This window comes from Micromonospora tarapacensis, from assembly GCF_019697375.1.
GTDB classification, from domain to species: domain Bacteria; phylum Actinomycetota; class Actinomycetes; order Mycobacteriales; family Micromonosporaceae; genus Micromonospora; species Micromonospora tarapacensis.
Map to the genome: position 1 here is coordinate 2,869,266 of NZ_JAHCDI010000004.1, position 24,963 is coordinate 2,894,228.

At 72.5% G+C, this 24,963-nt stretch carries 17 protein-coding genes and 4 pseudogenes; 4 read left to right on the plus strand and 17 right to left on the minus strand.

Annotated elements, in window-relative coordinates:
* Positions 1–268: 268 nt before the first annotated feature.
* The 9 genes and pseudogenes from KIF24_RS18990 to KIF24_RS19030 all read right to left on the minus strand — a co-directional run bounded on the left by KIF24_RS18990 (position 269) and on the right by KIF24_RS19030 (position 10,465).
* Positions 269–1,792, minus strand: a complete 1,524-nt coding sequence (locus tag KIF24_RS18990; protein WP_221085193.1) for a replication-associated recombination protein A — start codon at positions 1,790–1,792, stop codon at positions 269–271.
* A 75-nt stretch (positions 1,793–1,867) separates the two neighbouring features.
* A complete protein-coding gene (locus KIF24_RS18995) occupies positions 1,868–2,077 on the minus strand; it encodes a hypothetical protein (RefSeq protein ID WP_221085194.1) in 210 nt (69 codons plus the stop codon).
* Between the two features lie 110 nt (positions 2,078–2,187).
* The gene (locus KIF24_RS19000) at positions 2,188–3,489 is read right to left on the minus strand and encodes an MFS transporter (RefSeq protein ID WP_221085195.1); all 1,302 of its coding nucleotides are present in this window, start codon (positions 3,487–3,489) and stop codon (positions 2,188–2,190) included.
* A complete protein-coding gene (locus tag KIF24_RS19005) occupies positions 3,486–4,082 on the minus strand; it encodes a winged helix-turn-helix domain-containing protein (protein ID WP_221085196.1) in 597 nt (198 codons plus the stop codon). The genes KIF24_RS19000 and KIF24_RS19005 overlap by 4 nt, the downstream gene beginning before the upstream one ends.
* 86 nt (positions 4,083–4,168) lie before the next feature.
* Positions 4,169–4,980, minus strand: a pseudogene (locus KIF24_RS19010) (SDR family oxidoreductase).
* A 99-nt stretch (positions 4,981–5,079) separates the two neighbouring features.
* Complete coding sequence (gene aspS, locus KIF24_RS19015) at positions 5,080–6,900, minus strand: aspartate--tRNA ligase (protein ID WP_221085197.1); 1,821 nt, start codon at positions 6,898–6,900, stop codon at positions 5,080–5,082.
* A gap of 151 nt (positions 6,901–7,051) precedes the next feature.
* The gene (locus KIF24_RS19020; RefSeq protein WP_221085198.1) at positions 7,052–8,104 is read right to left on the minus strand and encodes a S1 family peptidase; all 1,053 of its coding nucleotides are present in this window, start codon (positions 8,102–8,104) and stop codon (positions 7,052–7,054) included.
* A gap of 261 nt (positions 8,105–8,365) precedes the next feature.
* Positions 8,366–9,694 carry a histidine--tRNA ligase gene (hisS, locus tag KIF24_RS19025; protein ID WP_221085199.1) on the minus strand — a complete coding sequence of 443 codons (1,329 nt, stop codon included), beginning with the start codon at positions 9,692–9,694 and terminating at the stop codon, positions 8,366–8,368.
* A 51-nt stretch (positions 9,695–9,745) separates the two neighbouring features.
* Complete coding sequence (locus KIF24_RS19030; RefSeq protein WP_221085200.1) at positions 9,746–10,465, minus strand: MBL fold metallo-hydrolase; 720 nt, start codon at positions 10,463–10,465, stop codon at positions 9,746–9,748.
* Positions 10,466–10,706: 241 nt separating this feature from the next.
* Between KIF24_RS19030 and KIF24_RS19035 the strand changes: the two are divergent.
* Both KIF24_RS19035 and KIF24_RS19040 read left to right on the plus strand, forming a co-directional pair.
* A pseudogene (locus KIF24_RS19035) lies at positions 10,707–11,623 on the plus strand (peptidylprolyl isomerase).
* A 59-nt stretch (positions 11,624–11,682) separates the two neighbouring features.
* Positions 11,683–12,516: a peptidylprolyl isomerase gene (locus KIF24_RS19040; RefSeq protein ID WP_221085201.1), complete on the plus strand. Its 834-nt coding sequence runs from the start codon at positions 11,683–11,685 to the stop codon at positions 12,514–12,516.
* A 59-nt stretch (positions 12,517–12,575) separates the two neighbouring features.
* Here KIF24_RS19040 and KIF24_RS19045 read toward each other — a convergent pair.
* The 8 genes and pseudogenes from KIF24_RS19045 to ruvC all read right to left on the minus strand — a co-directional run.
* Positions 12,576–14,855 (minus strand): annotated as a pseudogene (locus tag KIF24_RS19045) (RelA/SpoT family protein); the annotation flags it as partial.
* 387 nt (positions 14,856–15,242) lie between these two features.
* Complete coding sequence (locus tag KIF24_RS19050) at positions 15,243–15,809, minus strand: adenine phosphoribosyltransferase (protein WP_221085202.1); 567 nt, start codon at positions 15,807–15,809, stop codon at positions 15,243–15,245.
* A 107-nt stretch (positions 15,810–15,916) separates the two neighbouring features.
* Complete coding sequence (gene secF / locus KIF24_RS19055; protein ID WP_221085203.1) at positions 15,917–17,110, minus strand: protein translocase subunit SecF; 1,194 nt, start codon at positions 17,108–17,110, stop codon at positions 15,917–15,919.
* A 1-nt stretch (position 17,111) separates the two neighbouring features.
* Positions 17,112–18,992, minus strand: a complete 1,881-nt coding sequence (gene secD / locus KIF24_RS19060; RefSeq protein WP_221085204.1) for a protein translocase subunit SecD — start codon at positions 18,990–18,992, stop codon at positions 17,112–17,114.
* A 284-nt stretch (positions 18,993–19,276) separates the two neighbouring features.
* The gene (gene yajC, locus KIF24_RS19065; protein WP_221085205.1) at positions 19,277–19,615 is read right to left on the minus strand and encodes a preprotein translocase subunit YajC; all 339 of its coding nucleotides are present in this window, start codon (positions 19,613–19,615) and stop codon (positions 19,277–19,279) included.
* A 138-nt stretch (positions 19,616–19,753) separates the two neighbouring features.
* Positions 19,754–20,824 (minus strand): Holliday junction branch migration DNA helicase RuvB, encoded by a 1,071-nt coding sequence (gene ruvB / locus KIF24_RS19070; protein WP_221085206.1) that lies wholly within the window; start codon positions 20,822–20,824, stop codon positions 19,754–19,756.
* Between the two features lie 55 nt (positions 20,825–20,879).
* On the minus strand, positions 20,880–21,482 hold the full coding sequence (ruvA, locus tag KIF24_RS19075; protein WP_221085207.1) for a Holliday junction branch migration protein RuvA: 603 nt from the start codon (positions 21,480–21,482) through the stop codon (positions 20,880–20,882).
* Positions 21,479–22,006 (minus strand): crossover junction endodeoxyribonuclease RuvC, encoded by a 528-nt coding sequence (ruvC, locus tag KIF24_RS19080; protein ID WP_221085208.1) that lies wholly within the window; start codon positions 22,004–22,006, stop codon positions 21,479–21,481. Before ruvC ends, ruvA begins: the two co-directional genes overlap by 4 nt.
* A gap of 214 nt (positions 22,007–22,220) precedes the next feature.
* Between ruvC and KIF24_RS19085 the strand changes: the two are divergent.
* Both KIF24_RS19085 and KIF24_RS19090 read left to right on the plus strand, forming a co-directional pair.
* Positions 22,221–23,002 (plus strand): annotated as a pseudogene (locus tag KIF24_RS19085) (3-hydroxybutyrate dehydrogenase).
* A gap of 14 nt (positions 23,003–23,016) precedes the next feature.
* Positions 23,017–24,933, plus strand: coding sequence for a helix-turn-helix domain-containing protein (locus KIF24_RS19090; protein ID WP_221087439.1), 1,917 nt, complete (start codon positions 23,017–23,019; stop codon positions 24,931–24,933).
* The last annotated feature ends 30 nt before the right edge of the window (positions 24,934–24,963 follow it).

Below are 24,963 nucleotides of genomic sequence, written 5' to 3' on the forward strand. Positions count from 1 at the left end.
GTGGGGTGGGCCGGAGTGGGGTGGGCCGGAGTGGGGTGCGGCGGAGTGGGGTGCGGCGGAGTGGGTGCGGCGGACGCGTCCGCCGCCGGCCCGGCACCTTCGGGGCCCAGCTCACCACGCTGCTGCTTGGCCGAGCGCAGGTCGTCGATCCAGTCGAAGTCCTCGCCGCCGCCCGGATCCTCCGGGGCAGCCTCGGATTTGCCACGTCCCCAGCGGCGGCCCTTGCCGCGCCGCTCGTCCGGGCCGTCCTCCGGTCGGTCCGACGATCTCACTGTTGACCCCTCCCGTCGGCGCTGGCGCCGATGTCATCCACCGCGTCGGCGTGTGTGGCCGTCAGGCGGTTGCCGTCGACCCCGGACGGCGTGGGCGTCTCCGCCCGGCCGCCCACCGTCGGCGCATCCGTCCGGGCGGGGGTGGGCAGCCCGCGGACGATGCGGCGGAGCAACGGCAACCGGGTGGCCACCGATCGTTCCGCGCCGTGCTCGCTCGGCCGGTAGTAGTCCGTGCCGACCAGGTCGTCCGGCGCGTACTGCTGACTCACCACGCCCCGCTGGTCGTCGTGCGGATAGCGGTAGCCGATGCCGTGCCCGAGCCCCCGCGCGCCGGCGTAGTGCGCGTCCCGCAGACCGCGGGGCACCGCACCACCCCGGCCGGCCCGCACGTCGGCGATCGCCGAGCCGATCGCGGTGGTGGCCGAGTTCGACTTGGGTGCGGTAGCCAGATGGATCACCGCCTGGGCGAGGTTGAGCTGCGCCTCGGGCAGGCCGACGAACTCCACCGCACCGGCCGCGGCGGTGGCCACGCCGAGGGCACCCGGATCCGCCATGCCGACGTCCTCGCTGGCGAAGATGACCAGCCGCCGCGCGATGAACCTCGCGTCCTCCCCGGCGACCAGCATCCGGGCCAGCCAGTGCAGCGCGGCGTCCACGTCGGAACCCCGCATGCTCTTGATGAAGGCGCTGGTCACGTCGTAGTGCGCGTCACCTGCCCGGTCGTAACGGACAGCCGCGGTGTCCACCGCCCGCTCGGCGGTGGACAGTTCGATCCGTGCGCCGCCCGACGCGATCGCCGCGGCAGCCGCCGCCTCCAGCGCCGTGAGCGCCTTGCGCACGTCACCGCCGGCCAGCCGGACCAGGTGGTCCTCGGCCTCGGTCGCGAGGGTGAGTGCGCCGGCCAGACCACGCTCGTCGGCCACCGCCCGGTGCAGCAGCCGGCGGACGGCCGCGTCGTCGAGAGGTTGCAGGGTGAGCAGGACGCAGCGGGACAGCAGCGGGGAGATGACCGAGAAGTACGGGTTCTCCGTGGTGGCCGCCAGCAACGTGACGGTCCGGTCCTCGACCGCGGCGAGCAGCGAATCCTGCTGGGTCTTGCTGAACCGGTGCACCTCGTCGATGAAGAGCACCGTCGGCGGGCCGCCCGAGCGCCGCTGCCGCCGCGCCGTGTCGATCACCGCCCGGACGTCCTTCACCCCGGCCGAGAGCGCCGACATGGCGACGAAGCGCCGGTCGGTGGCCCCGGCCACCAGGTGGGCGATGGTGGTCTTGCCGCTGCCCGGCGGGCCCCACAGGATCACCGACATCGGCGCGCTGCCGGCGACGAGTTGGCGCAGGGGCGCACCGGGGGTGAGCAGGTGATCCTGACCGACCAGCTCGTCCAGGTTGGCCGGGCGCATCCGGACGGGCAGCGGCGCGTCCGGGCCCACCGTGCCGAAACCGCCGACGCCACCGGAACCCGCGTACGCACCGGGCGCTGCTGCGGGCTCACCGAGGGTGAACAGGGCGTCGGACTCCATCACGAGAACAGTACCGGGCTCGGCCGACAACGCCGGAATCGCGCCGCCGACCGAGCCACCGATGATCGCTTCCGGTCAGCCACGCCCCGGGCGACGCCCCCGGTACCAGCGGCCACCGCCGCCGCCGGAACCCCGGCCGACGCCGGCCAGGTAGAGCGCGAGCAGCAGCAGACCGATCAGCACGAGGGTGTTCCAGTTGAACAGGTCCGGCGCACCGAGATCGGTGTCCAGCAGGTCGAGCAGCAGCGTGAAGCCGAAAACCGCGGCTGCGGCGATAGCGAGCATGGCGTTCCTCCGGTGGGGGTTCCAGTAGGTCGGCGCGGGATGTACCCGATCGGTCGGCTCGCCAATCTCCACGGTGGATCAGGCCGGGTGGCGGCGGCCCCGAGGCTCGGCTACCCCGGCACCTTCCCGCTCACCTCGGTGCGCTTCCTCACCTCGGTGCGCTTCGGCCGACCACCGGCCGGTCGGCCGGCCCGCCAGGCCGGCAGGTACAGCGGCGCGGCGACCGCCAGCACCACCGCGCCGACGAGCATCGCCGCGCTCACCCCGGCTCGGTCGCCGATGACGCCGAGCAGCACGCCGCCCAGCGCGGCGGCCGGCATGGCCATCATCGAGTTCACCGAGATCACGCTGGTCCGGTACGGTCCGTCGACCTGCCGGTGCAGCAGCCCCATGTGCAGCGGGTTCGCGGCGCCGTGCACGGCGTAGCAGGCGACGAAGGCGATCAGCACCCCGACCGGGCCGGCGAGCAGAGCCATGCCGACCACGGTGGCCCCCTGCACGATCCGCAACAGGGCGGCGCCGGGCGCGGCACCGAGCCAGCGGATGAGCAGCGGCGTGAGCGCCGCACCGCCGGCCGAGGCGAGCCAGGCCACCGTGCTGGCCGGGCCGAGCAGGGCGCCGGCCCGGTCGGCGTCGCCGACCACCTCGGCCAGCCGCACCGGCAGCAGGTTCTCGAAGGTGACCATCCCGAAGCCCCAGAACACCTCGACCGCGACCAGGGCGAGCAGCACCCGGGAGCGGCGCAGCAGGCCCAGTGCCTCGCCGACCATCCGCGGGGCGGCGCGGAACGACGCCCGCAGCGCGCCCGGCCCGGTCGCCGGCCGCCGCTCCACCAGCAGCACCAACAGCGCCACCAGGGCGACCGCCTGGAGCCCGACCGCGGCCACGATCGGTGTGCCGAGCGCGCTGACCGGACCGACCGGGCCGGCGGCCACCAGGCCGCCACTGAGCAGGGCACCGGCCGCGATGCTCAGGCCGAGCACGGTGCCGCCCTGACCAAGGCCCTTCTCGTACGCGGCGTCCGGGTCGGCGGCGATGGTGCTGTCGACGTACCAGGACTCCAGGGGGCCGCTGTCCAGCGCCCGGAACACCCCCTGCAACGCCCACACGACGGCCAGCAGCGCGAACGAGTCCGCCACCACCAGCAGGCCCACCGAGACGAGGCTCACCACGTTCGCCGCGACCAGCACCGGCTTGCGGCCCAGGGCGTCGGCGAAGCCGCCGGTGGGCAACTCCAGGGCGAGCACCACCACCCCCTGGGCGGCGGCGGCCAGGCCGATCTGGGTAAGGGTCAGGCCCCGCTCCTGCATCAGCAGGATGATCACTGGAATCAGCAGGCCGGTCGGCAGCCAGCGCAGGCCGTGCAGGACCAGGTAACGACGCCGGATCTGGCGTACGGAAAGCTCGCTCATCGCTTCCCCCGCAGCAGCAGCGGGAGGGAGGCGAGGAAGATCTGCACCTGCTCGGCACCGGGCTCGTCCGGATCGGCCTCGGCGCGGTAGCGCTCAAGGGTGCGCCACAGCTCCGCCTTCAGCGCCTCCAACCGGGTCACCGGGATGGTCATGAAGATGTCGCCCATGCCGAAGGCGTCGCGCCAGGCCGGCGGCCACTGATCGCGTACGGCGGCCCACCGCTCGGTGTGCTCGACGAGGTGGCGCACCTGCTCGGCCTGGATCCACTCGATCGCGGCCCGGGCATCCGGATCGTCGTCGAAGTCGGTGTTCTCCCAGCTGGTGACGTCGTGCGCGGCCCGCCACCAGCGCTGCCGGGTGGTGCCCCGGTCGGCCTCCTCGACGACCAGCCCGACCTCGGCCAGCTGTCGCAGGTGGTAGCTGGTCGCGCCGGTGTTGGTGTCGAGCAGTTCGGCGAGGGTGGTGGCCGTCGCCGGCCCGTTGACCCGCAGCGCGCCGAGCAACCGGGCCCGCAGCGGATGTGCCAACGTGCGGACCTGCCGGTGATCGATGCGGACCCGTCGCGGAGCGGATCGCCTCTCCTCATCTCCCATGGGTGCACAGTATCTCTGCACAATCCCTATGCACAATAGTTGTGCATCAAGCGCACGACTGCGCCGAACCGGACGGGCTGGCCGGGCTAGCCGGCGAACAGTTCGGTCACGCCGCGCAGCCGGGTGCGGAGCAGGCCGGCCGCACGAGTGGAGTCCAGGCGCACCTCGGTGGGGCGGACCACGCCGGCCGCGGCGCCCGTGGTGGTCTTCATGCCCGCCGGATCGGCGCCCTCCCGGCGGGCCACCAGCAGGCCCAGCTCCGCCCGACTGACCGCGTCCGGGCCGGCCACGTTGAGCGGCCCCGCGCAGCCGGAGGGCAGCAGTTCCAGCACCGCGGCGGCGAGGTCGGCGACGTCGATCGGGCAGCGCAGCTCGTCGGTGAACAGGGCGGCCCGCCCGGCCAGGGCGTCCCGGCACAGCTGGAGCTGCTTGCTCCCCTCCCCCACGATCAGCGAGGTACGCACCAGCACGGCGGCCGGGTCGATCGCCCGCACCGCCGTCTCCGCAGCCGCCTTCGCCGCACCGTACGGGAAGATCGGGGTGGGCGGGTCGTCGTCGGCGTACGCCTCGGGCCGCCCGGCGTGCAGCGCGTCGCTGGAGATGTGCACCAACCGCGCGCCCACCCGCCCGGCGGCGGACGCGACGTGCGCCGCCCCGTCGGCGGTGACCGCCCAGTCGCCGTACCGGTAGGGGTGCCGACCACGGCGTCGGGGCGTACCCGCGCGAGCAGCTCGCGCACCGCGGCCCGATCGGTCACGTCGAGCCGGCGCACCTCGACGCCCGGCACACCGACCTCACCCGAGTGACACGTCCCCACCACGGACCACCCGGCGTCGACCGCCTGCCGGCACACCTCCCGGCCGAGAAACCCGCTACCGCCCACCACCAGCACCCGCATCCCGACCCCTTCCGCCCGACCGCGTCGATCATGAGGTTAGCCGGGCGACCGGCCGAGGAGCAGGGCCGGCAGCCTCACGATCGACAGTGGCGGACCGGGTCAGGTCGGGTCGGCCACGGGGGCGGCGGGACCGGCGGTGCCGGCGTGCGGAGCCTGCTGCGGCTTGGGCTTGGCGTCGATGCCGGCCTCGGCCCGCTGCTGCCCGGTGATCGGGGTGGGTGCGCCGGTCAGCGGGTCGAAGCCGCCCCGGGTCTTCGGGAAGGCGATCACCTCGCGGATCGAGTCGGCGCCGGCGAGCAGCATGCAGACGCGGTCCCAACCGAACGCGATGCCGCCGTGCGGGGGTGGGCCGTAGCTGAACGCCTCCAGCAGGAAGCCGAACTTGTCCTGCGCCTCCTCGGGCGTGATGCCGAGCAGTTCGAAGACCCGCTGCTGCACGTCGCGCCGGTGGATACGGATCGAACCGCCGCCGATCTCGTTGCCGTTGCAGACGATGTCGTACGCGTACGCGAGGGCGCGGTCGGGCGCCTCCTCGAACCGGTCGACCCAATCGGCGTTCGGCGAGGTGAACGGGTGGTGCACGGCCGTCCAGCCACCCTCCCCACCGGTCTCGTCCGAGGTTCGTTCGAACATCGGCGCGTCGACCACCCAGCAGAACGCCCAGGCACTCTCGTCGACCAGGCCGGATCGCCGGGCGATCTCGATGCGGGCGGCGCCGAGCAGTTCCTGCGCCTCCCGGCGCTCGCCGGCGGCGGCGAAGAAGATCGCGTCGCCCGGCTTGGCGCCGACCGCGTCGGCCAGCCCGGCCAGGTGCCCGGCCGACAGGTTCTTCGCCACCGGCCCACGCGCCTCGCCGGTCTCGGCGTCGAGCACCACGTACGCAAGGCCCTTGGCGCCGCGTGCCTTGGCCCAGTCCTGCCAGCCGTCCAGTTCCTTGCGGGACTGCGCGGTGCCGCCGGGCATCACCACCGCACCGACGTAACCACCCGCGTCGATCGCCGCGGCGAAGACCCGGAACTCGGTGCCGCGCAGGTAGTCGGTCAGCTCGGTCAGCTCGACGCCGTAGCGCAGGTCGGGCTTGTCCGAGCCGTACCGCGCCATGGCGTCGTGCCAGGTGATGCGCGGGATGGGCCGGGGGATCCGGTGGTCGGCCAGGTCGGACCAGAGCGCCGCGACGATCGCCTCGCCGAGGTCGATGACGTCGTCCTCGGTGACGAAGGACATCTCGATGTCGAGCTGGGTGAACTCCGGCTGCCGGTCGGCGCGGAAGTCCTCGTCGCGGTAGCAGCGGGCGATCTGGTAGTACCGCTCCATGCCGCCGACCATCAGCAGCTGCTTGAACAGCTGCGGCGACTGCGGCAGCGCGTACCAACTGCCGGGCTGCAACCGCACCGGGACCAGGAAGTCGCGGGCGCCCTCCGGCGTGGACCGGGTCAGCGTCGGCGTCTCGATCTCCAGGAAGTCCCGCTCGTGCAGCACCGACCGGGCCAGCTGGTTGGCCCGCGAGCGCAGCCGCATCGCCCGCGCCGGGCCGCTGCGACGCAGGTCGAGGTAGCGGTACCTGAGCCGGATGTCGTCGCCGGCCACCACCTGGTCGTCCACCGGCAGCGGCAACGGCGCGGCCTCGGCGAGCACCTCCAGCTCGCTCGCCGTCACCTCGATCTCGCCGGTGGGCAGTTCCGGGTTCTCGTTGCCCTCGGGCCGGCGGGTGACCTCGCCGACGACCTTGACGCAGTACTCGTTGCGCAGGGCGTGCGCGTCCTCCTCGCGGAGGACCACCTGAACCACGCCGGAGCCGTCTCGCAGGTCGACGAAGATGACGCCGCCGTGGTCGCGCCGGCGGGCCACCCAGCCGGCGAGCGTCACCGTGCTGCCGGCGTCCGTCGCGCGCAGGCTGCCGGCGTCATGGGTACGGATCACGACGTGCGTCTCCCTCGTCTACAACTGTCCTTCTGCTCCCCGGCATTCTGTCAGCAGGCATCGGCCCACGTGCCACGGGTGCGCCGATGCGACCCCGGACACGCGGGCGGGCCGCCGGAGGAGGAATCCGGCGGCCCACTTGCGGGGAAGGTCAGAAGACGCTGACGCCGTAGCGGCTCAGTGCCTCGGTGACCGGCTGGAAGTAGGTGGTGCCGCCGGTGGAGCAGTTGCCACTGCCGCCGGAGGTCAGGCCGAGCGCGGTGCTGCCGCTGAACAGCGAGCCGCCGCTGTCGCCGGGCTGGGCGCAGACGTTGGTGCGGATCAGGCCGCGAACCTGCCCCTCGGCGTAGTTGACGGTGGCGTTGAGCCCGGTGACCGAGCCGCTGCGCAGGCCGGTGGTGCTGCCGGAGCGCTGCACCGACTGGCCGACGTACGCGTTGCCGGCGCCGGTGATGTCCCGGTAGCTACCGTTGTAGAGGTAGACGTTGCCGGCCGCGTTGCCCGAGTTGCTGTGCCGGACGATGCCGTAGTCGTTGCCCGGGAAGCTGGTGCCCGCGCGGGTGCCCAGCAGCGAGGTCTGGCCCGAGTTGCTGTACCACCTCGACGAGATGTTGGTGCAGTGCCCGGCGGTCAGGAAGTAGTACGTGCTGCCGCTGCGCACGTTGAAGCCGAGCGAGCAACGCCCGCCGCCGCCGGCGTAGATCGCCTGACCGCCGGAGATGAAGGTGCTCAGCGGAGCGGCCTCGGCCTCGATGCGCACCGTGCCGTTGGTGCGCGCGGCGGCGGCCTTGACCTGCTCCAGCTTCGCGCCGGTAACGGTGCTGTCGACGGAGATGACGACCTGGTTCGTGGCCGGGTCGGTCCACCATGCGGTGCCCGGGATCCTGGCGGAGCGCTCCAGCTCGGCGGTGGCCCGGTTCAGCACCTCGGCGCCGCGCTTCACGACCTTCGGGGTGGCGCCGGCAGCCGCCACCTGGCGGGCCGCGACGACGTCGGTGACGGCGACGACCATCTTGCCGGTGGCGGCGTCGGCGTAGGTGCCGGCGGCGCGGTCGCCGAGCCGCTCGGCGAGGGCGGACGCGGCGTCGGGTGAGGCGGACGCGGGTGCCGCCTGGGCCGGCGCGCCGAGCAGAGTGCCGGCGACCAGGGTTCCGGCGGCGGCGATGGTGACGGCGCGGCGCAGCATTGACCTTGTGGGTCGCATGTAACAGCCTCCCGGATGGGGGTTGGGGGTCCTGTCATGGCGACAGGAGTGGGGGAAACTCGGCCACCTGGGGAAATGGCCGAGCGAGGGAAAGTATTCACATATTTAAGATCCTAATCAAGACCCCACTTTGCCCGAATTCACCAACCGGCCATACGTAACCCCTCCGCAACATTACGGACACAGACGGTCATCGATATGCTCGGGCGAGCCGGGGCCAGGGCCGGGCAATAGTTCTCCGAGGCGCCGAGAGCCGGGCGCTCAGCTGACCAGTGGCTTGAGGTCCACCCGAGGAGGCGTCCACTCCCCCGCCGCCGCGACGACCTGCTCGCCGGAGCGGATGTCCTTCACCTCGTCGTCGACACCGTCCGCGCCGGGGAACCAGACGTACGGGATGCCCCGGCGCTCGGCGTACCGGATCTGCTTGCCGAACTTCGCCGCGCTCGGCGACACCTCGGTGGGGATGCCGCGCGAGCGCAGCGCCTCGGCGACGGCGTTGCTGGCCCCGCGCAGCTCCTCGTTGGTCACCGCGACCAGCACGCAGGTCGGCACGTCGCGGGACACCGACAGCGCGCCGGCGCCGAACAACAGCCCGAGCAGTCGGGTCACCCCGACCGAGATGCCCACCCCGGGGAAGCGGGCGGCTCCGGCGGTGGCCAGGTTGTCGTACCGGCCGCCGGAGCAGATCGAGCCGAACCGCTCGTACCCGGTCAGCTGCGTCTCGTAGACGGTGCCGGTGTAGTAGTCCAGGCCGCGGGCGATGCGCAGGTCCGCCACGCAGAGCCCCGGCGAGTGTGCGGCGGCGGTCTCCACCACCCGGACCAACTCCTCGACTCCCTCGTCGAGCAGCGGGTCGTCGACCCCGAGCGCGCGCACGGCCTCGGCGAACGAGGCGTCCGGGGTGGAGATCTCGGCCAGCGCCAGGACTGCCTTGGCCTGCGCCTCGCTCGCCCCGGCCGTGTCGGCCAGCAACTGCGCCACACCGACCGGGCCGATCCGGTCGAGTCTGTCCACCGCGCGCAGCGCCGCCTCCGGGTCGGTCAGCCCGATGCCCCGGTAGAAGCCCTCACAGATCTTGCGGTTGTTCACCTGGATGCGTACCGGCGGGATCGGCAGCGAGCGCAGCGCGTCGCCGATCACCAGCGGCATCTCCGCCTCGTGGTGCGGCGCGAGGGTGTCCCGGTCGACGATGTCGATGTCGGCCTGGAGGAACTCCCGGTACCGCCCCTCCTGCGGGCGCTCGCCACGCCACACCTTCTGGATCTGGTAGCGGCGGAACGGGAACTGGAGCTTGCCGGCGTTCTCCAGCACGTACCGGGCGAACGGCACGGTCAGGTCGAAGTGCAGGCCGAGGGCGTCGTCGCCGGCCGGCCCGTCCGGGTCGCCGTGCAGGCGCCGGATCACGTAGACCTCCTTCGAGGTCTCCCCCTTGCGCAGCAGTTGGTCCAGCGGCTCGACGGCCCGCGTCTCCAGCGGCGCGAAGCCGTACAGCTCGAAGGTGGACCGGATCCGGTCGAGGACGAACTGCTCGATCATCCGCTGGGCGGGCGTCCACTCCGGGAAGCCGGAGATGGGCGTGGGCTTGCTCATCACGTACTCCTTGATCCCGCGCGGCCGCGCGGTGAAGTCTCGACGCGGCCGTTACAGGCCGCGGGTGGGGGCCGCCGGTCGCGCGCCACCCATCCCCGCCACCTCGGCGAGGTACGGGTTGGCGGCGCGCTCGCGGCCGATGGTGGTCGCGGGGCCGTGGCCGGGCAGCACGACGGTGTCGTCGGCCAGCGGAAGGATCTTGTCCCGCAGGCTGGTGAGCATCGTCGGCATGCTGCCGCCCGGCAGGTCGGTGCGGCCGATCGAGCCGGCGAAGAGCACGTCACCGGAGAGGCAGAGCTGTTCCGCCTCCCAGGGCGAGCCGGCGCCGGGCAGCCGGAACAGCACCGACCCGCCGGTATGGCCGGGGGCGTGGTCGACGGTGATCTCCAACCCGGCGAGGGTGAGCGTCGTACCGTCGGCCAGTTCGGCCACGTCCTCCGGCTCGGCGTAGGGCAGCCGGCCGCCGAAGAGCTGGGTGAGGTCCATCGACAGCGCCTTCGCCGGGTCGGCCAGCATCTCCCGGTCGTCCGGGTGCACGTACGCGGTGATCCCGCGTGCGCCGCAGACGGGGGCCACGGAGAAGGTGTGGTCGAGGTGCCCGTGGGTCAACAGCACCGCGGCCGGGTGCAGGCGATGCTCGGCGAGCAGCGCGTCCAGCCGGTCGATCACCCCGATGCCGGGGTCGACCACCACGCACTGTTCTCCCGGCCCGGCGGCGACCACGTAGCAGTTGGTGCCGAAGGCGTCCGCGGGAAAGCCGGCCACGAGCACGTCCGCTCCCCTTTCCGTCGAGCCGTCCGCTGCGGGAAGCCTAACCGGCCGCCCCGGCCCGCCCTCATCCATCCGCTCGACCGGCACCGACGCATCCCGATGGACGCGGGCACCGACCTCGTACACCACTTTCCCAGCCGGTACCCGTACACTCTGGCGGGCGTGTGGCGTGGCGCACCTGACGCCCGACAGGTACGCGAACCATCGGGTGACGACCAGGGTAGAGGAAAGGGGAGCGCGGGTGGCTTCCAGCAGGGACCGGCAGCGCAAACTGGCGCGGGCCAAGCTCGACCGGCAACTGGCCCGCCGGGCGACCGCCGCACGGCGGCGCCGGCGGATCCGGGCCGGCGTCGGCAGCGCCCTGATCCTCCTGCTGGTGGTGGCCGGCTCGGCGTGGGCGCTCGGCGCCTTCGACCGGGAGCCGGCCGAGGACACCGCCGCCGACGAGGTCTGCCTCTGGACCCCGCAGAACACCGGCGGCAACAGCAACCTCACCGATGTCGGCGAGCCCGCCGCCACCGGACTGCCGGTCACCGGCACCCGACCGATGACGATCGTCACCAACCAGGGTGGGCCGATCGCCGTCGAGCTGGACCTCGCGAGCGCACCGTGCGCCGCCGCGAGCATCGCCCACCTGGCCAGCCAGTCGTTCTACGACAACACCAAGTGCCACGAGATCACCGCCGACGGCGCGGTGCGCTGTGGCGACCCCAGCGGCACCGGCCTGGGCGGCCCGGCCTACTCGTTCTACGACGAGAACGTCCCCGACGCCCCGGAGGCGTCGCCGGAGCCGAGCCCCGCCCCGGACCAGCCGCCGACGTATCCGAAGGGCACGGTCGCGATGATCGCGAACCCGCCCGGCGCCAACGGCAGCCAGTTCCTGATCTTCTTCAAGGACTTCACCACCGCCGAGCCGAAGTTCCCGATCATCGGCCGGGTCACCGGTGGCCTCGACGTCGTGGAGAAGATCGGCGCCCTGCCGACGGTGGACAACGGGGCCGGGGAGAAGGTCAAGCCGGAGAACGACGACGTGGTCATCCAGAGTCTGACCGTCGGCGAGCCCGTCCTGGATCCCGCGTCGCCCGCCGATCCCGCACCCACGGCCACGCCCAGCCCGGAGTCCTCGGGGCGCCCGCGGCCAGCGCGAGCGCCGGCTGACCGGCGCCGGGAACCCACCACCGCAGCGGCATCCACACACAGTCCAGGAGGATCGAGGCGTGACGTCCACCAGAGAGCGGCAGCGCGCGGCGGCGCGCGCCCGGCTCGAGAAGGAGATGGCCGAGCGGGCCGCGCGGGCCCGCAAGCGCCGCCAGACCCAGGCGGTCGTCGGAGCCGGCGTGGTCCTGCTGCTGGTGGTCGCCGGCACGGCCTGGCTGGCCAGCAACCTGATCGGCGACGACAGCGGCACCGACGACACCGCCCAGGACGGGAGCCAGGTGCAGTGCGACTGGGTCGACATCCCGGCCGGTGAGCGCAGCCCGACGACCAAGGACGTCGGGCTGCCGGACACCCGGCAGAGCCAGGTGGGCACCCAGACCATGACGATCACCACGAACCTCGGCCCGATCACCGCCCGGATCGACCGGGCGGCGGTGCCGTGCACCGCGGCCAGCTTCACCCACCTGGCCGAGCAGAACTTCTTCGACAACACGAAGTGCCACCGACTGGTGACCGAGGGCATCAAGGTGCTCCAGTGCGGCGACCCCAGCGCCACCGGCGACGGCTGGCGGGAGAGCGACGGCACCGGCGGGCCGAGCTACCGCATGGCGGAGGAGAACCTGCCCACCGACAAGCGGCCACCGTACCCCGCGGGTGTCATCGCGATGGCCAACTCCGGTCAGCCGGCCAGCACCGGCAGCCAGTTCTTCATCGTCTACGGCGACTCGCCGCTGGACCCGAACTACACGGTGCTCGGCACCATCACCGGTGGGATGGAGATCGTCGAGGATGTCGCGGCCGCCGGTGACGACGGAGCGTTCGCCCAGCAGGCCGGCGGCGGCCATCCCAAGAAGGAGGTCGTCATCACCGACCTCACCATGACCGACGCCTGATCTCGACCAGCTGAGGCGCCCGCCGGCACAGTAGCCGGCGGGCGCTTTCGTGCGTGGGGTCAGGCGCCGGAGGTTACCCGGTAGGCGTCGAAGACGCCGTCGACCTTGCGGACGGCGGCGAGCAGGTGGCCGAGATGCTTCGGGTCGGCCATCTCGAAGCTGAACCGGCTCACCGCCACCCGGTCGCGGGTGGTGGTGACGGTGGCGGAGAGGATGTTGACCCGCTCCTCGGAGAGCACCCGGGTCACGTCGGCCAGCAGCTTGTGCCGGTCGAGGGCTTCCACCTGGATGGCGACCAGGAACGTGGAGGCGGAGGTGAGTTTCCAGTTCACCTCGACCACCCGCTCGCCCTGGGCACGCAGGTCCTCGGCGTTGGCGCAGTCGTCGCGGTGCACGCTCACCCCGCCGGAGCGGGTCACGAAGCCGAAGACCGAGTCCGGCGGGACCGGGGTGCAGCAGCGGGCCAGCTTGATCCAGACGTCGCTGACGCCGCGGACCACCACGCCCGGGTCGTGACTGGAGGCGCGGCTGCGCGGCGGCCGGGTCGCCACGGCGGTCTCGGCGATGTCCTCGGCCGCTCCCTCCTCACCACCGTAGGAGGCCATCAGCCGCTGCACCACCGACTGCGCCGAGACCTGGCTGTCGCCGACGGCCGCGTACAGCGAGGCCACGTCGGCAAGGTGCAGGTCCCGGGCGATCGCCATCAGGTTGTCGGAGGTGAGCATCCGCTGCAACGGCATGCCCTGCTTACGCATCGCCTTGACGATCGCGTCCTTGCCCTCCTCGATCGCCTCCTCGCGGCGTTCCTTGTTGAAGTACTGCCGGATCTTCGTCCGCGCCCGGGGGCTCTTGACGAAGCCCAGCCAGTCCTGCGTGGGGCCGGCGGTGTCGGACTTCGAGGTGAAGATCTCGATCACGTCACCGTTGGACAGCGTCGACTCCAACGGCACCAGCTTGCCGTTGACCCGCGCCCCGATGCACTTGTGCCCCACCTCGGTGTGCACCGCGTACGCGAAGTCCACCGGCGTCGACCCCGTCGGCAACGGGATCACGTCGCCCTTCGGGGTGAAGACGTACACCTCCTGGCTGGACAGGTCGAACCGCAGCGCGTCCAGGAACTCGCTCGGGTCCGCCGCCTCCCGCTGCCAGTCCAGCAACTGCCGCAGCCAGGTCATCTCGTCGATGTGCGCCGGTGGGCCGACGATCTGGGTGCCCTTGTGCTCCTTGTACTTCCAGTGCGCGGCGATGCCGAACTCCGCCGTGCGGTGCATCGCGTACGTCCGGATCTGCATCTCCACCGGCTTGCCGGTCGGCCCGATCACCGTCGTGTGCAACGACTGGTACATGTTGAACTTGGGCATGGCGATGTAGTCCTTGAACCGGCCCGGCACCGGCTGCCAGTTCGCGTGGATCACCCCCAGCGCCGCGTAGCAGTCCCGCACCGTGTCGACCAGGATCCGCACACCGACCAGGTCGTAGATGTCGTTGAAGTCCCGCCCCCGCACGATCATCTTCTGGTAGATCGAGTACAGGTGCTTCGGCCGACCCGTGGTCTCCGCCTTGATCTTGGCGGCCTTCAGATCGGTCTGCACCTTCTGCGTCACCTGGCGCAGCAGCGCCTCCCGCTGCGGCTGGTGCTCCCCGATCAGCCGGTTGATCTCCTCGAACCGCTTCGGGAACAGCGTCCCGAAGGCCAGGTCCTCCAGCTCCCACTTGATCGTGTTCATCCCGAGCCGGTGGGCGAGCGGGGCGAGGATCTCCAGCGTCTCCTTCGCCTTCTGCTCCTGCTTGGGGCGGGGCAGGAAGGTCAACGTACGCATGTTGTGCAGCCGGTCGGCCAGCTTGATCACCAGGACGCGCGGATCCTTGGCCATCGCGACGACCATCTTGCGGATCGTCTCGGCCTTGGCCGCGTCGCCGAGCTTGACCTTGTCGAGCTTGGTGACCCCGTCGACCAGCAGGGCGACCTCGCCGCCGAAGTCCGCGCGCATCTGGTCGAGGGAATACTCCGTGTCCTCGATGGTGTCGTGCAGCAGCGCGGCGACCAGCGTGGTGGTGTCCATGCCGAGGTTGGCGAGGATGGTGGCCACCGCGAGCGGGTGGGTGATGTACGGATCGCCGGACTTGCGGTATTGACCGGAATGCCAGCGTGCCGCGGTGTCGAAGGCCCGCTGCAACAGCCGGGCGTCGGCCTTGGGGTGATTCTCCCGGTGCGACGAGATCAGTGGCTCCAACACCTCACTGACCTGCGACGACTGCCACGGTGCGTTGAACCGTGCCAGCCGCGCCCGGACCCGGCGGCCGGTGGGCGCGTGGGAGAACGCGAAGCCGCTGCTCGGCGACGGGTCGCCGGCGATCTCGGTCGCCGCGACGTCGGCGCCGCCGGCCGGCCGGTCCGCCTCGCCGGTGGGCGCCGCCACGGCGGGCCCGTCCCCGACGCCGGTACGCCGGGGCCGCCCGCCGGCACGTCGCCGTTGCGGTCAGTCAGCGAGCCGTCCGCGTCACCTGTCGGGTGCACCGTGCCCTCCGCCGGAGGGACGACCTCGTGGGACACCGGCCTCCTCACCGCTCGCCGGGGAAACACCGACCGTGCGCCGGCCGGTCTGGTCTAGCGCCGCTCAGACGGGTCACCGTCCGGTCAGCAATGGGCAATGCTACCCGCCCCGGGAGTGCCCTGCCGCTCCGCCGGACGGACCGTGCCACGTCCCGCCGGGGGCGGTGGCGCCTCAAACGGTCAACAGGGCATGCACGGGGCGCGGCGCCAGCCGGTCCCGGCCGCCGAGGAACGAGAGCTCCAGCAGCACGGTGAAGCCCGCCACGGTGCCGCCGGCCCGCTCCACCAGGTCCAGCGTCGCCGCGGCGGTGCCCCCCGTGGCGAGCACGTCGTCGACCACCAGCACCCGGTGGCCGGCGGTGAAGGCGTCCTGGTGCACCTCCAGCGTGGCCTCGCCGTACTCCAGCTGATAGGAGGCGGCGTAGGCGGGCCGGGGCAGCTTGCCGGCCTTGCGCACCGGCACCACGCCGACGCCAGTCGCGTACGCGATGGCCGCGGCGACCACGAAGCCCCGCGCCTCGATGCCGACGACGGTGTCGAAGGACTCCCGTCCGTGGTGGGCGACGATCCCGTCGATCACCTCCCGGAAGGCGTCACCGTCGGCGAACAGCGGCATCAGGTCCTTGAACATGACGCCGGGCTTGGGGAAGTCGGGCACGTCGAGCACCCGGCTGGCCACCAGGTGGGCCGCCGCCGGGCCGCTGTCTCCGCGTACCGCGGTGCTGTGGGTCTCCGTCACGGCAGTTCCGCTTCCCTTCCACACGACGACGATGGCGTCCTGCTCGCTGCTCGCACAGCATTCAGGACGCCATCGGTTCCGTTTCTACCGGGTGGTCCCCGGTGCCCTCAACGCCGCTTTCCGCCGCCCGGACGGCTGCCACCGCCGGGACGCCCGCCCCGGCCTCCGGCGGCGCGCTTGCCCGCCGGCCGGGCGCCCACCTTCGGTGCCGCCGCCGCGGCCAGGGCGCCTGCCTCCGCGGCCACCGGCTCCTCCGCCCGTTCGGCCGGGCGGGGCGCGCCCGGCCGGGCCGGGGTCTCGCCCCGGGTGACCGTGGCCCTGCGGGTCTGCACCCGCTTGTTGTGCGCCTGGATCCGCGGGTCGCGGTTCTTCAGCACGGCCAGCAGCGGGGTGGCCAACGTGATCGAGGTGAGGAAGGCCATCGCCATACCGACGAACAGCACCAGGCCGAGGTCCTTCAGGGTGCCGGCGCCGAGCAGCCCGGCACCGATGAACAGGATGCCGCCGACCGGCAGCAGGGCGACCACCGAGGTGTTGATCGACCGCATCAGGCTCTGGTTGACGGCCAGGTTGGCCGCCTCGCCGTACGTCTGGTTGTTGTTCGCGGTGATCCCCCTGGTGTTCTCCTGGACCTTGTCGAAGACCACCACCACGTCGTAGAGGGCGAAGCCCAGGATGGTGAGCAGGCCGATGATCGTCGACGGGGTCACCTCGAACCCGACGATCGAGTAGATGCCGGAGGTGAGGACCAGGTTCATCACCAGGGCGAAGATGGCCGCGGCGGCCATCTGCCACTCGAACCGCAGGACCAGGTAGACCGTCACCAGCGCGAGGAAGATCACCAGACCGAGCAGGGCCCGGTTGGTCACCTGGCTGCCCCACGCCTCGCTGACCCGGTTGCTGGCGATCTCCGCCGGGTCGACGTTGAAGATCCGGCCCATCTCGACCCGGACGGCTTCGGCCTGTTCGGCGTCGAGCTGCGTGGTGCGCAGCTCGTAGAACTCGCCGCCGCCACCGCCGCCGACCTGCTGGGCGGTGACCACCCGCGCCCCGTCGCCCGCGCTGGTCAGCGCCTCGGCCGCACCGGTTTCCGCCCGCTCCATGGTGCCGACACTGGTCGGCACCTGGAACGAGTTGCCGCCGGCGAACTCGATGCCCAGGCTGAAGCCGCGGAAGATGACACTGCCGAGCGCGATCAGCACCAGCAGGGCGGCGACCGTGAACCACACCTTGCGCCGGCCGACGATGTTGAGGCCCGCCTCGCCTCGGTAGAGGCGGGCTGCCAGACCAGTCTCAGCCATCTCAGGCCTCCTTGACACGCTGGTTGCGGGGCGGGGCCTGCTCCGACCGGGCCGGTAGCGCCCGGCCGAGACCGCTGACCCGCGGGGACAGGAACGCCCTGGTTCGGGCGAACATCGTCATGATCGGATGCCGGAACAGGAAGACCACGAGCAGGTCGAGCACCGTGGCCAGACCGAGGGCGAAGGCGAAGCCCTTGACCGTGCCGACCGAGACGATGTAGAGCACCACGGCCGACATGATCGTGATGGCGTTCGCCGAGATGATCGTCCGGCGCGCCCGGACCCAGGCCCGGGGCACCGCACTACGCGGCGTGCGCCCCTCCCGGATCTCGTCCTTGAGTCGTTCGAAGTAGATGACGAACGAGTCCGCCGCCACACCGAGCGAGACGATGATGCCGGCGATGCCGGCGAGGGTGAGCGTGAAGCCGATCTGGCGGCCGAGCACCACCATGGCGCCGAAGAGCAGCAGGGCCGACAGGATCAGACTCAGGAAGATCACCGAGCCGAGCAGGCGGTAGTAGAAGAACGAGTAGATGATGACCAGCAGCATGCCGATGCCGGCCGCGAGCAGGCCGGCCCGCAGGTGGCTGGCGCCCAGGGTGGCGGTGACGTTCTGCTGCTCCTGCGCCTCGAAGGTGACCGGCAGGGCGCCGTAGCTGAGATATCCGGCCAGCTCGCTGGCCTCGGCGTTGGTGAAGTTGCCGGTGATCTGGGAGTTGCCGGTGAGTACGCCCTGGATCTGCGGCGACGAGATGATCTCGTTGTCCAGCACCACGGCGACCCGGCACTTGCCCTCGTCGCCGAGCGCCGAGGCGTCGCACGCCTGACCCTCGTTGTTGAACGCCTCGCGGGTCAGCCCGGTCCACTTCTCCTGGCCGGAACCGGTGAAGTTCAGGCTGACCACCCACTGGCTGGTCTGGTCGCGCACCGCGTTGGCGTCGGAGACGTCGGTGCCGAGCACCTTGGCCACGTCCAGCAGGTTCTTCGCGTAGCCGCCCTCACAGGCGACGACCTGCTGCTCCGGGTCGGAGATGGACGCCGGCGGCCGGTCGTCCAGCTGGGCGCAACCGATCGTCGGCACGTTGAACTGCATCTGCGCCGGCAGCACCGCCACCTCGCGCCCGCTGAGCTCGGCGAACGGCTTGAGCTTGTCGGCCAGCGACGGGTCGGCGCTCAGGTCGGCCGGAGCCTGCAACGCGCTCGCGGCGGCCCACGCCTCCGCGCCGACCTTCTGCTCGACGGCCCGGCGCTGCTCCTCCACGCTCTGCGGGACCGGCTCCTCGCTCGCGGCCGGCGGCGGGGTGGCGGCGGGAGTCTCGGACGGGGTGGGCGTCGGCGCCCCGCCACCCTGGCCACCCGCCGACGGCGACGCGCTGGCCTCGGCGTCGGGCGTGGGGCTCGCGGAGCCGGACGGGCTCGGGGTGCCGGACGGGGTCGCCTCGGCGCTCTCGGTGGGCGCCGGCGCCGGGATCGCCCCGCTGCCGTCGGCGATCTTCAGCACCTTGCGGAAGCGCAACTCGGCGGCGCTGCCGACCTCGTTGAGGTCGCGGTTCTCGCCGGGCAGGGAGATGACGATGTTGCGGTCGCCCTCGGTGACCACCTCGGCCTCGGCGACGCCGTACGCGTTGACCCGGCTCTCGATGATCTGGCGGGCGCGCTCGAGATTCTCCGCCGTCGGGGCCCGGCCGTCGAGGGTGTTGGTCGCCTCCAGTGTGAGCCGTGTGCCGCCGACCAGGTCGAGACCGAGGCGAGGTTCGAGCCGGTCCTTCCAGCCACCGCTGGCACCGCCCGAGAAGAACACCAAAAGATAGAGGACGACGAAGATGCCGCCGAGTACGGCCAACTGCCGTCCCGGGCGCATCTGTCCCTGAGGTGGTGCCACGGCTGTCCTGTCTCCCTGTGGTCACGCCGCCGCGGACGCGGCGGCGGTCGGCCGGTTCCCCGGCCGACGATCTGCCTTCCGACGGCGCCCGGGCTGGCGCCGCCGCCTCGGGTGGCCGACGCGGGCGCGTGGACCGGGCTGACCGGCGCACCGACGCCCGGCGTCGGCCTGCTATCCAGTTTTCTCACTCCGCGTCGAGGGCGGGCTACCTGCTCGGGGACGCGTGCGGGTAGCTCGGCGTCCGGGCGGCCGGTGGGGGCCGGCTGACCGGGTGGGCGGGGTGCTCAGTCCTTGACGGCGTCGGTCTCCTCGGCCGTGGCCTCGGAGGGAAGCTCCGCCCTGGTCACCACCCGGGCGATCGCCGGACGGGCGTAGCGGGTCTGCACTCCGGGAGCGACCTCGAGCAGGACGCTGTCGTCCTCGACGCCGGTGACCGTGCCGTAGAGCCCGCCGATGGTGACCACCTCGTCGCCCGGGGAGAGGGCGGACTGCATCGCCTCGGCCTCGCGGCGGCGCTTCTGCTGCGGACGGATCATCATGAAGTACATGACGCCGAAGAGCAGGGCGATCATGAGGATCGGCGTGAAGCCGCCCGCTCCGACGCCTTCTGCTGCGTAGTGCACGGTTGTCGACCTTCCCATTGGCCGCCGACCCGGCGCGTGGGCACCGGAGCGGAGGCGGATTTTCACATCCTGTACAGACCGCGGCGAGTCTAGTCGCTCTGCCTGGGAACGCCGAACGCGGCACAGATCACGAACAGATCACGGCTCGCCGGTGTCCGCCGAGAACAGATCGGGCGCCGAGGGGACTCCGGCCGCAAATGTACCATTCGGGGCCGTACGCCCCAGGTGGTGCCAAGCCGCCTCGGTGGCCACCCGCCCCCTGGGCGTACGAGCCAGCAGGCCGGCCCGCACCAGGAACGGCTCGCAGACCTCCTCCACCGTGTCCGGCTGCTCCCCCACCGCCACCGCCAGGGTGGACAGGCCGACCGGGCCGCCCCGGAACGAGTCGACCAGGGCGGTCAGCACCGCCCGGTCGAGCCGATCCAGCCCGAGCGCGTCCACGTCGTAGACGGTCAGGGCCGCGCGGGCGGTCTCGACGGTGACCACACCGTCGACGCGCACCTCGGCGAAGTCCCGGACCCGGCGCAGCAGCCGGTTGGCGATCCGCGGCGTGCCCCGGGAGCGACCGGCGATCTCCGTCGCCCCGTCGTCGGTGATCGGCACCCCGAGGATGCGCGCCGAGCGGTGCAGCAGCGTCTCCAGGTCACCCGGCGCGTAGAAGTCGAGGTGGGCCACGAAACCGAACCGGTCCCGCATCGGCCCGGTGAGCAGGCCGGCCCGGGTGGTCGCGCCGACCAGCGTGAATGGTTCGACGTCCAGCGGGATGGCGGTGGCGCCCGGCCCCTTGCCGACCACCACGTCGACCCGGAAGTCCTCCATCGCGCTGTAGAGCAGCTCCTCCGCCGGCCTGGCGATCCGGTGGATCTCGTCGATGAAGAGCACGTCGCCCTCGGCGAGGCTGGTCAGGATCGCCGCCAGGTCGCCGGAGCGTTCGATGGCCGGCCCACTGGTCACCCGGATACCGGTGCCCAGCTCCGCGGCGACGATGTTGGCCAGGGTGGTCTTGCCCAGGCCGGGCGGCCCCGACAGCAGGATGTGGTCGGGCGGGGAGCCGCGCCGCATCGCGCCCTGCAACAGCAGGTCGAGCTGGTCCCGGACGCGGTGCTGGGCGATGAACTCACCCAGCCGCTTCGGCCGGACGCTGACCTCCGCGTCCAGTTCCGCCTCGCTGACGTACGCGGAGACCAGTCCGCCGTCGGACTCGGTCACGAGCTGTCCTTCACTCGCGACTGCGGGGCTCGCAAACCCGGCTCACTCCTCGCGCTCATCGGGTGCGGCCCAGCAGCCGGATGGCCTGCTTCAACAGCACCGGCACCGGCGGGGTGGGACCGTCGACGCTCTCGGCGACCGCGGCGACCGCCTGATCGGCCTGGCCCGCCGTCCAGCCGAGCCCGACCAGCGCCTGACGGACCTGTTCGGGCCAGCCGCCACCGGTCACGCCGGCCGCGCCGTCGACGCCGACCGCGACCGGCCCGATCCGGTCGCGCAGCTCCAGCACCAGGCGTTCGGCACCCTTCTTGCCGATGCCGGGGACCCGGGTCAGCGCCGCCGTGTCGGCGTTGGCGATCGCCTTGCGGACCGTGTCCGGAGTGTGCACCGCGAGCACCGCCTGGGCCAGTCGCGGGCCGACCCCGCTGGCGGTCTGTAGCAGCTCGAACAGCGCCTTGGCGTCGTCGTCGGCGAAGCCGTAGAGGGTGAGTGAGTCCTCCCGGACGACCAGGCTGGTGGCCAGCCGGGCCGGCCGGCCGACCCGCAGGTCGGCGATCGTGCCAGGAGCGCACTGCACCGCCAGGCCGACCCCGCCGACCTCGATCACCGCGTGGTCCGGCCCGACGGCCGTCACCACGCCGCGGACACTGGCGATCATCTCGCTCCTCCTCGTCTGACCCGGTCCGCGGCGGCGGCCAGCTTCGACCGCGTGCCGCCGCGCCACACGTGACAGATGGCCAGCGCGAGGGCATCGGCCGCGTCGGCCGGCCGGGGTGGCTCGGGCAGCCGCAGCAGCCGGGTGACCATCGCCGTCATCTGTGCCTTGTCCGCCTGACCGGAACCGGTCACCGCCGCCTTGACCTCGCTCGGGGTGTACGTCTGCACCGGCAGCCCGGCGCGCGCCCCGGCCAGCACCGCGATCCCGCTGGCCTGGGCGGTGCCCATCACCGTACGCACGTTGTGCTGGCTGAACACCCGCTCGACGGCGACGCTGTCCGGCCGGTGCTCGGTGACCAGCTCGGCGAGCGACCGGTCCAGGTGCAGCAGGCGGGTGGGCAGCTCGTCGGCCGGGTCGGTGTGGACGACGTAGTAGGCGACCAGCGCGCAGGGCCGCCCGGGCACCCCTTCGACCACGCCGACCCCGCACCGGGTCAGTCCAGGGTCGACGCCGAGCACCCGCACGCCGCCTCCTCCCAGCCGCTGGGCAGTACGTGTGTTCGACACCCTACCGAGGCCGTCGCCACGCCGCGCTCCGGGACACGCCCGCCGGGGCGGGCCTGCTCCCACCCGATCACGTCGAACGGACCTTGGTGTCGCCGGTGCCCACCCACGGCGGTGTGAGTATGTGCCGCGACGCCATGTGCGCCCGGCCACACAGCTCGTAACTTCATGCGCCATGACGGCAGAACCAGTGGCGGTCCCCCACGTCGTGAACGTCGACCTCACCGGTCGTACCGCCCTCGTGACGGGCGGGGGCGGCGGCATCGGCCGGGCCTGCGCCCGGCGGCTGGCCGCGGCCGGCGCGAGCGTGCTGGTGGTCGACCGCAACGTGGAGGCGGCCAAGCTGGTGGCCGCCGAGACCGGCGGCCGGGCCGAGGGGTGGACCTGGCCGACCCGGCGGCGGTGGACCGGCTCGACGCGGACGTGGACATCGTGGTCAACAACGCCGGCCTGCAGCACGTCGCCCCGATCCAGGACTTTCCCGTCGAACGCTTCGAGTACATCCAGCGGGTCATGGTGGAGGCGCCGTTCCTGGTCGTCCGACGGGCCCTGCCGCACATGTACGCGCGGGGCTGGGGCCGGATCGTCAACATCTCCTCGGTGCACGGGCTGCGCGCCTCGCCGTACAAGGCGGCGTACGTCTCGGCCAAGCACGCCCTGGAGGGGCTGTCCAAGGTGGTGGCGATGGAGGGCGCGGCGCACGGGGTCACCGCCAACTGCATCAACCCGGCGTACGTGCGCACCGCCCTGGTGGAGGGCCAGATCGCCGACCAGGCGGCCAGCCACGGCATCCCGGAGACCGAGGTGATCGAGAAGATCATGCTGGCCCGGGCGGCGATCAAGCGCCTGATCGAGCCCGAGGAGGTGGCGGAGTTGCTGGCCTACCTCTGCTCCGCACCGGCGGCGTTCATCACCGGCGCCTCCATCGCAATCGACGGGGGCTGGACGGCGAACTAGTGGCCACCCGCACAATGTCGGTCATGTCGTCACCGGTGGAGTTCCTGGAACTGCTCGCCCGGGAGGCGGCCGCGGTCGAGTTCGAGGGACCGTTGGTCGCCGCCCGGTCGGCCGGGCTGCCCGCCGACCGGATCGCCGAACTGGAGCAGGCGAAGACGGTGGCGCTGCGGGTCCGGGCGCTGCTGGAGCGCCGTCGGCGCCGGGAGAGCGAACTCTCCGGCCTGTACGACACGGTGAGCGACCTGGCGGGGCTGCGCGACCTGGACGACGTGCTGCGGGCGATCGTGCACCGGGCCCGCCACCTGCTCGGCGCCGACGTCGCCTACATGACGCTCGACGACGCCGAGCGCGGCGACACCTACATGCGGGTGACCGACGGCTCGGTCTCCGCCCGGTTCCAGCGGCTGCGGCTGCCGATGGGCGCCGGGCTCGGCGGTCTGGTGGCCCAGTCGGGCGCACCGTACGTCACCGCGAACTATCCGCAGGACGAGCGCTTCCACCACACCCGGGAGATCGACGCCGGGGTGGGCGAGGAGGGCCTGGTGGCCATCCTCGGGGTGCCGCTGCGGCTCGGCTCCACCAGCATCGGCGTGCTCTACGCCGCGAACCGGTCGGCCCGGCCGTTCGCCCGGGAGGAGGTGGCGCTGCTGCTCTCGCTGGCCGCGCACGCCGCGGTGGCGATCGACACCGCGCGGCTGCTGACCGAGACCCGCTCGGCGCTGGAGGAACTGTCGTCGGCCAACACCACCATCCGTGCGCACAGCAGCTCGGTGGAGCGCGCCGCGGCGGCGCACGACCGGATGACCGCGCTGGTGCTGCGCGGCGGCGGGGTGGAGGACGTGGCGTCGGCGGTCACCGAGGTGCTCGGTGGCGCACTGCTGGCGCTGGACGCCGAGGGGCGGCTGCTGGCCCGGGTCGGCGAGATCGACGAACCGGACCGGGCGGACATCGTCGAGGCGGTGGCCGCGTCCCGGACCGAGGGTCGCAGCGTACGCCGGGGCGCCATGTGGTACGCCGCCGTGGTCGCCGGCGCGGAGAACCTGGGCGCGCTGGTGTTGCGCCCGGAGGAGGAACTCGCCGACGCCGACCAGCGGATCCTGGAGCGGGCCGCGCTGGTCACCGCGTTGCTGCTGCTGTTCCGGCGTACCGTCGCCGAGGCGGAGAGCCGGGTCCGGGGCGAGTTGCTCGACGACCTGATCGCCCGGCCGCTGCGGGACACCGATGCGCTGCGCAGCCGGGCCCGCCGCCTCGGCGTGGACCTGGACGCGCCGCACGTGCTGGTGGCCGTCGGCGACGACGCCATCGCGGCGACCGGGTCGGCCCGCCAGCGGGTGCTCTCCTGGGCCACCACGTATGCCTCGACCCGGGGCGGACTGGCCGCGGCGCGCGACGGCCGGGTGGTGCTGATGCTGCCCGGGCAGGACGGCGGGGGCAGTGCCCGCGTGGTGGCCCGGGACCTGTCACGGATCACCGGCCGGCCGGTGACCGCCGGCGCGAGCGGCCCGTCCGCCGGCCCGGCGTCGCTGGCCGCCGCCTTCCGGGAGGCGGACCGCTGCCTGACCGCGCTCGGCGCGTTGGGCCGGGCCGGCGAGGGGGCGAGCACCGCCGAGCTGGGCTTCGTCGGGCTGTTGCTGGGCGCCGTCGATGACGGTGGTGACGCCGACGTCAGCCGGTTCCTGACCGCCACCGTCGGTCCCGTGATCGACTACGACGCCCGCCGGGGCACCGCGCTGGTGCGGACCCTGGAGGCGTATTTCGGGGTGGGCGGCAGCCTGGCCCGCGCCGCCGAGCAGCTGCACGTGCACGTCAACACGGTCACCCAACGTCTGGAGCGGGTCGGGCAGTTGCTCGGTGCCGACTGGCAGCGCCCCGATCGGGCCCTGGAGGTGCAGTTGGCACTGCGCCTGCACCGCCTGCGCACCTCCGGCTGAACCGCCCGAGCGGCGGCGGGACGCGCGGCG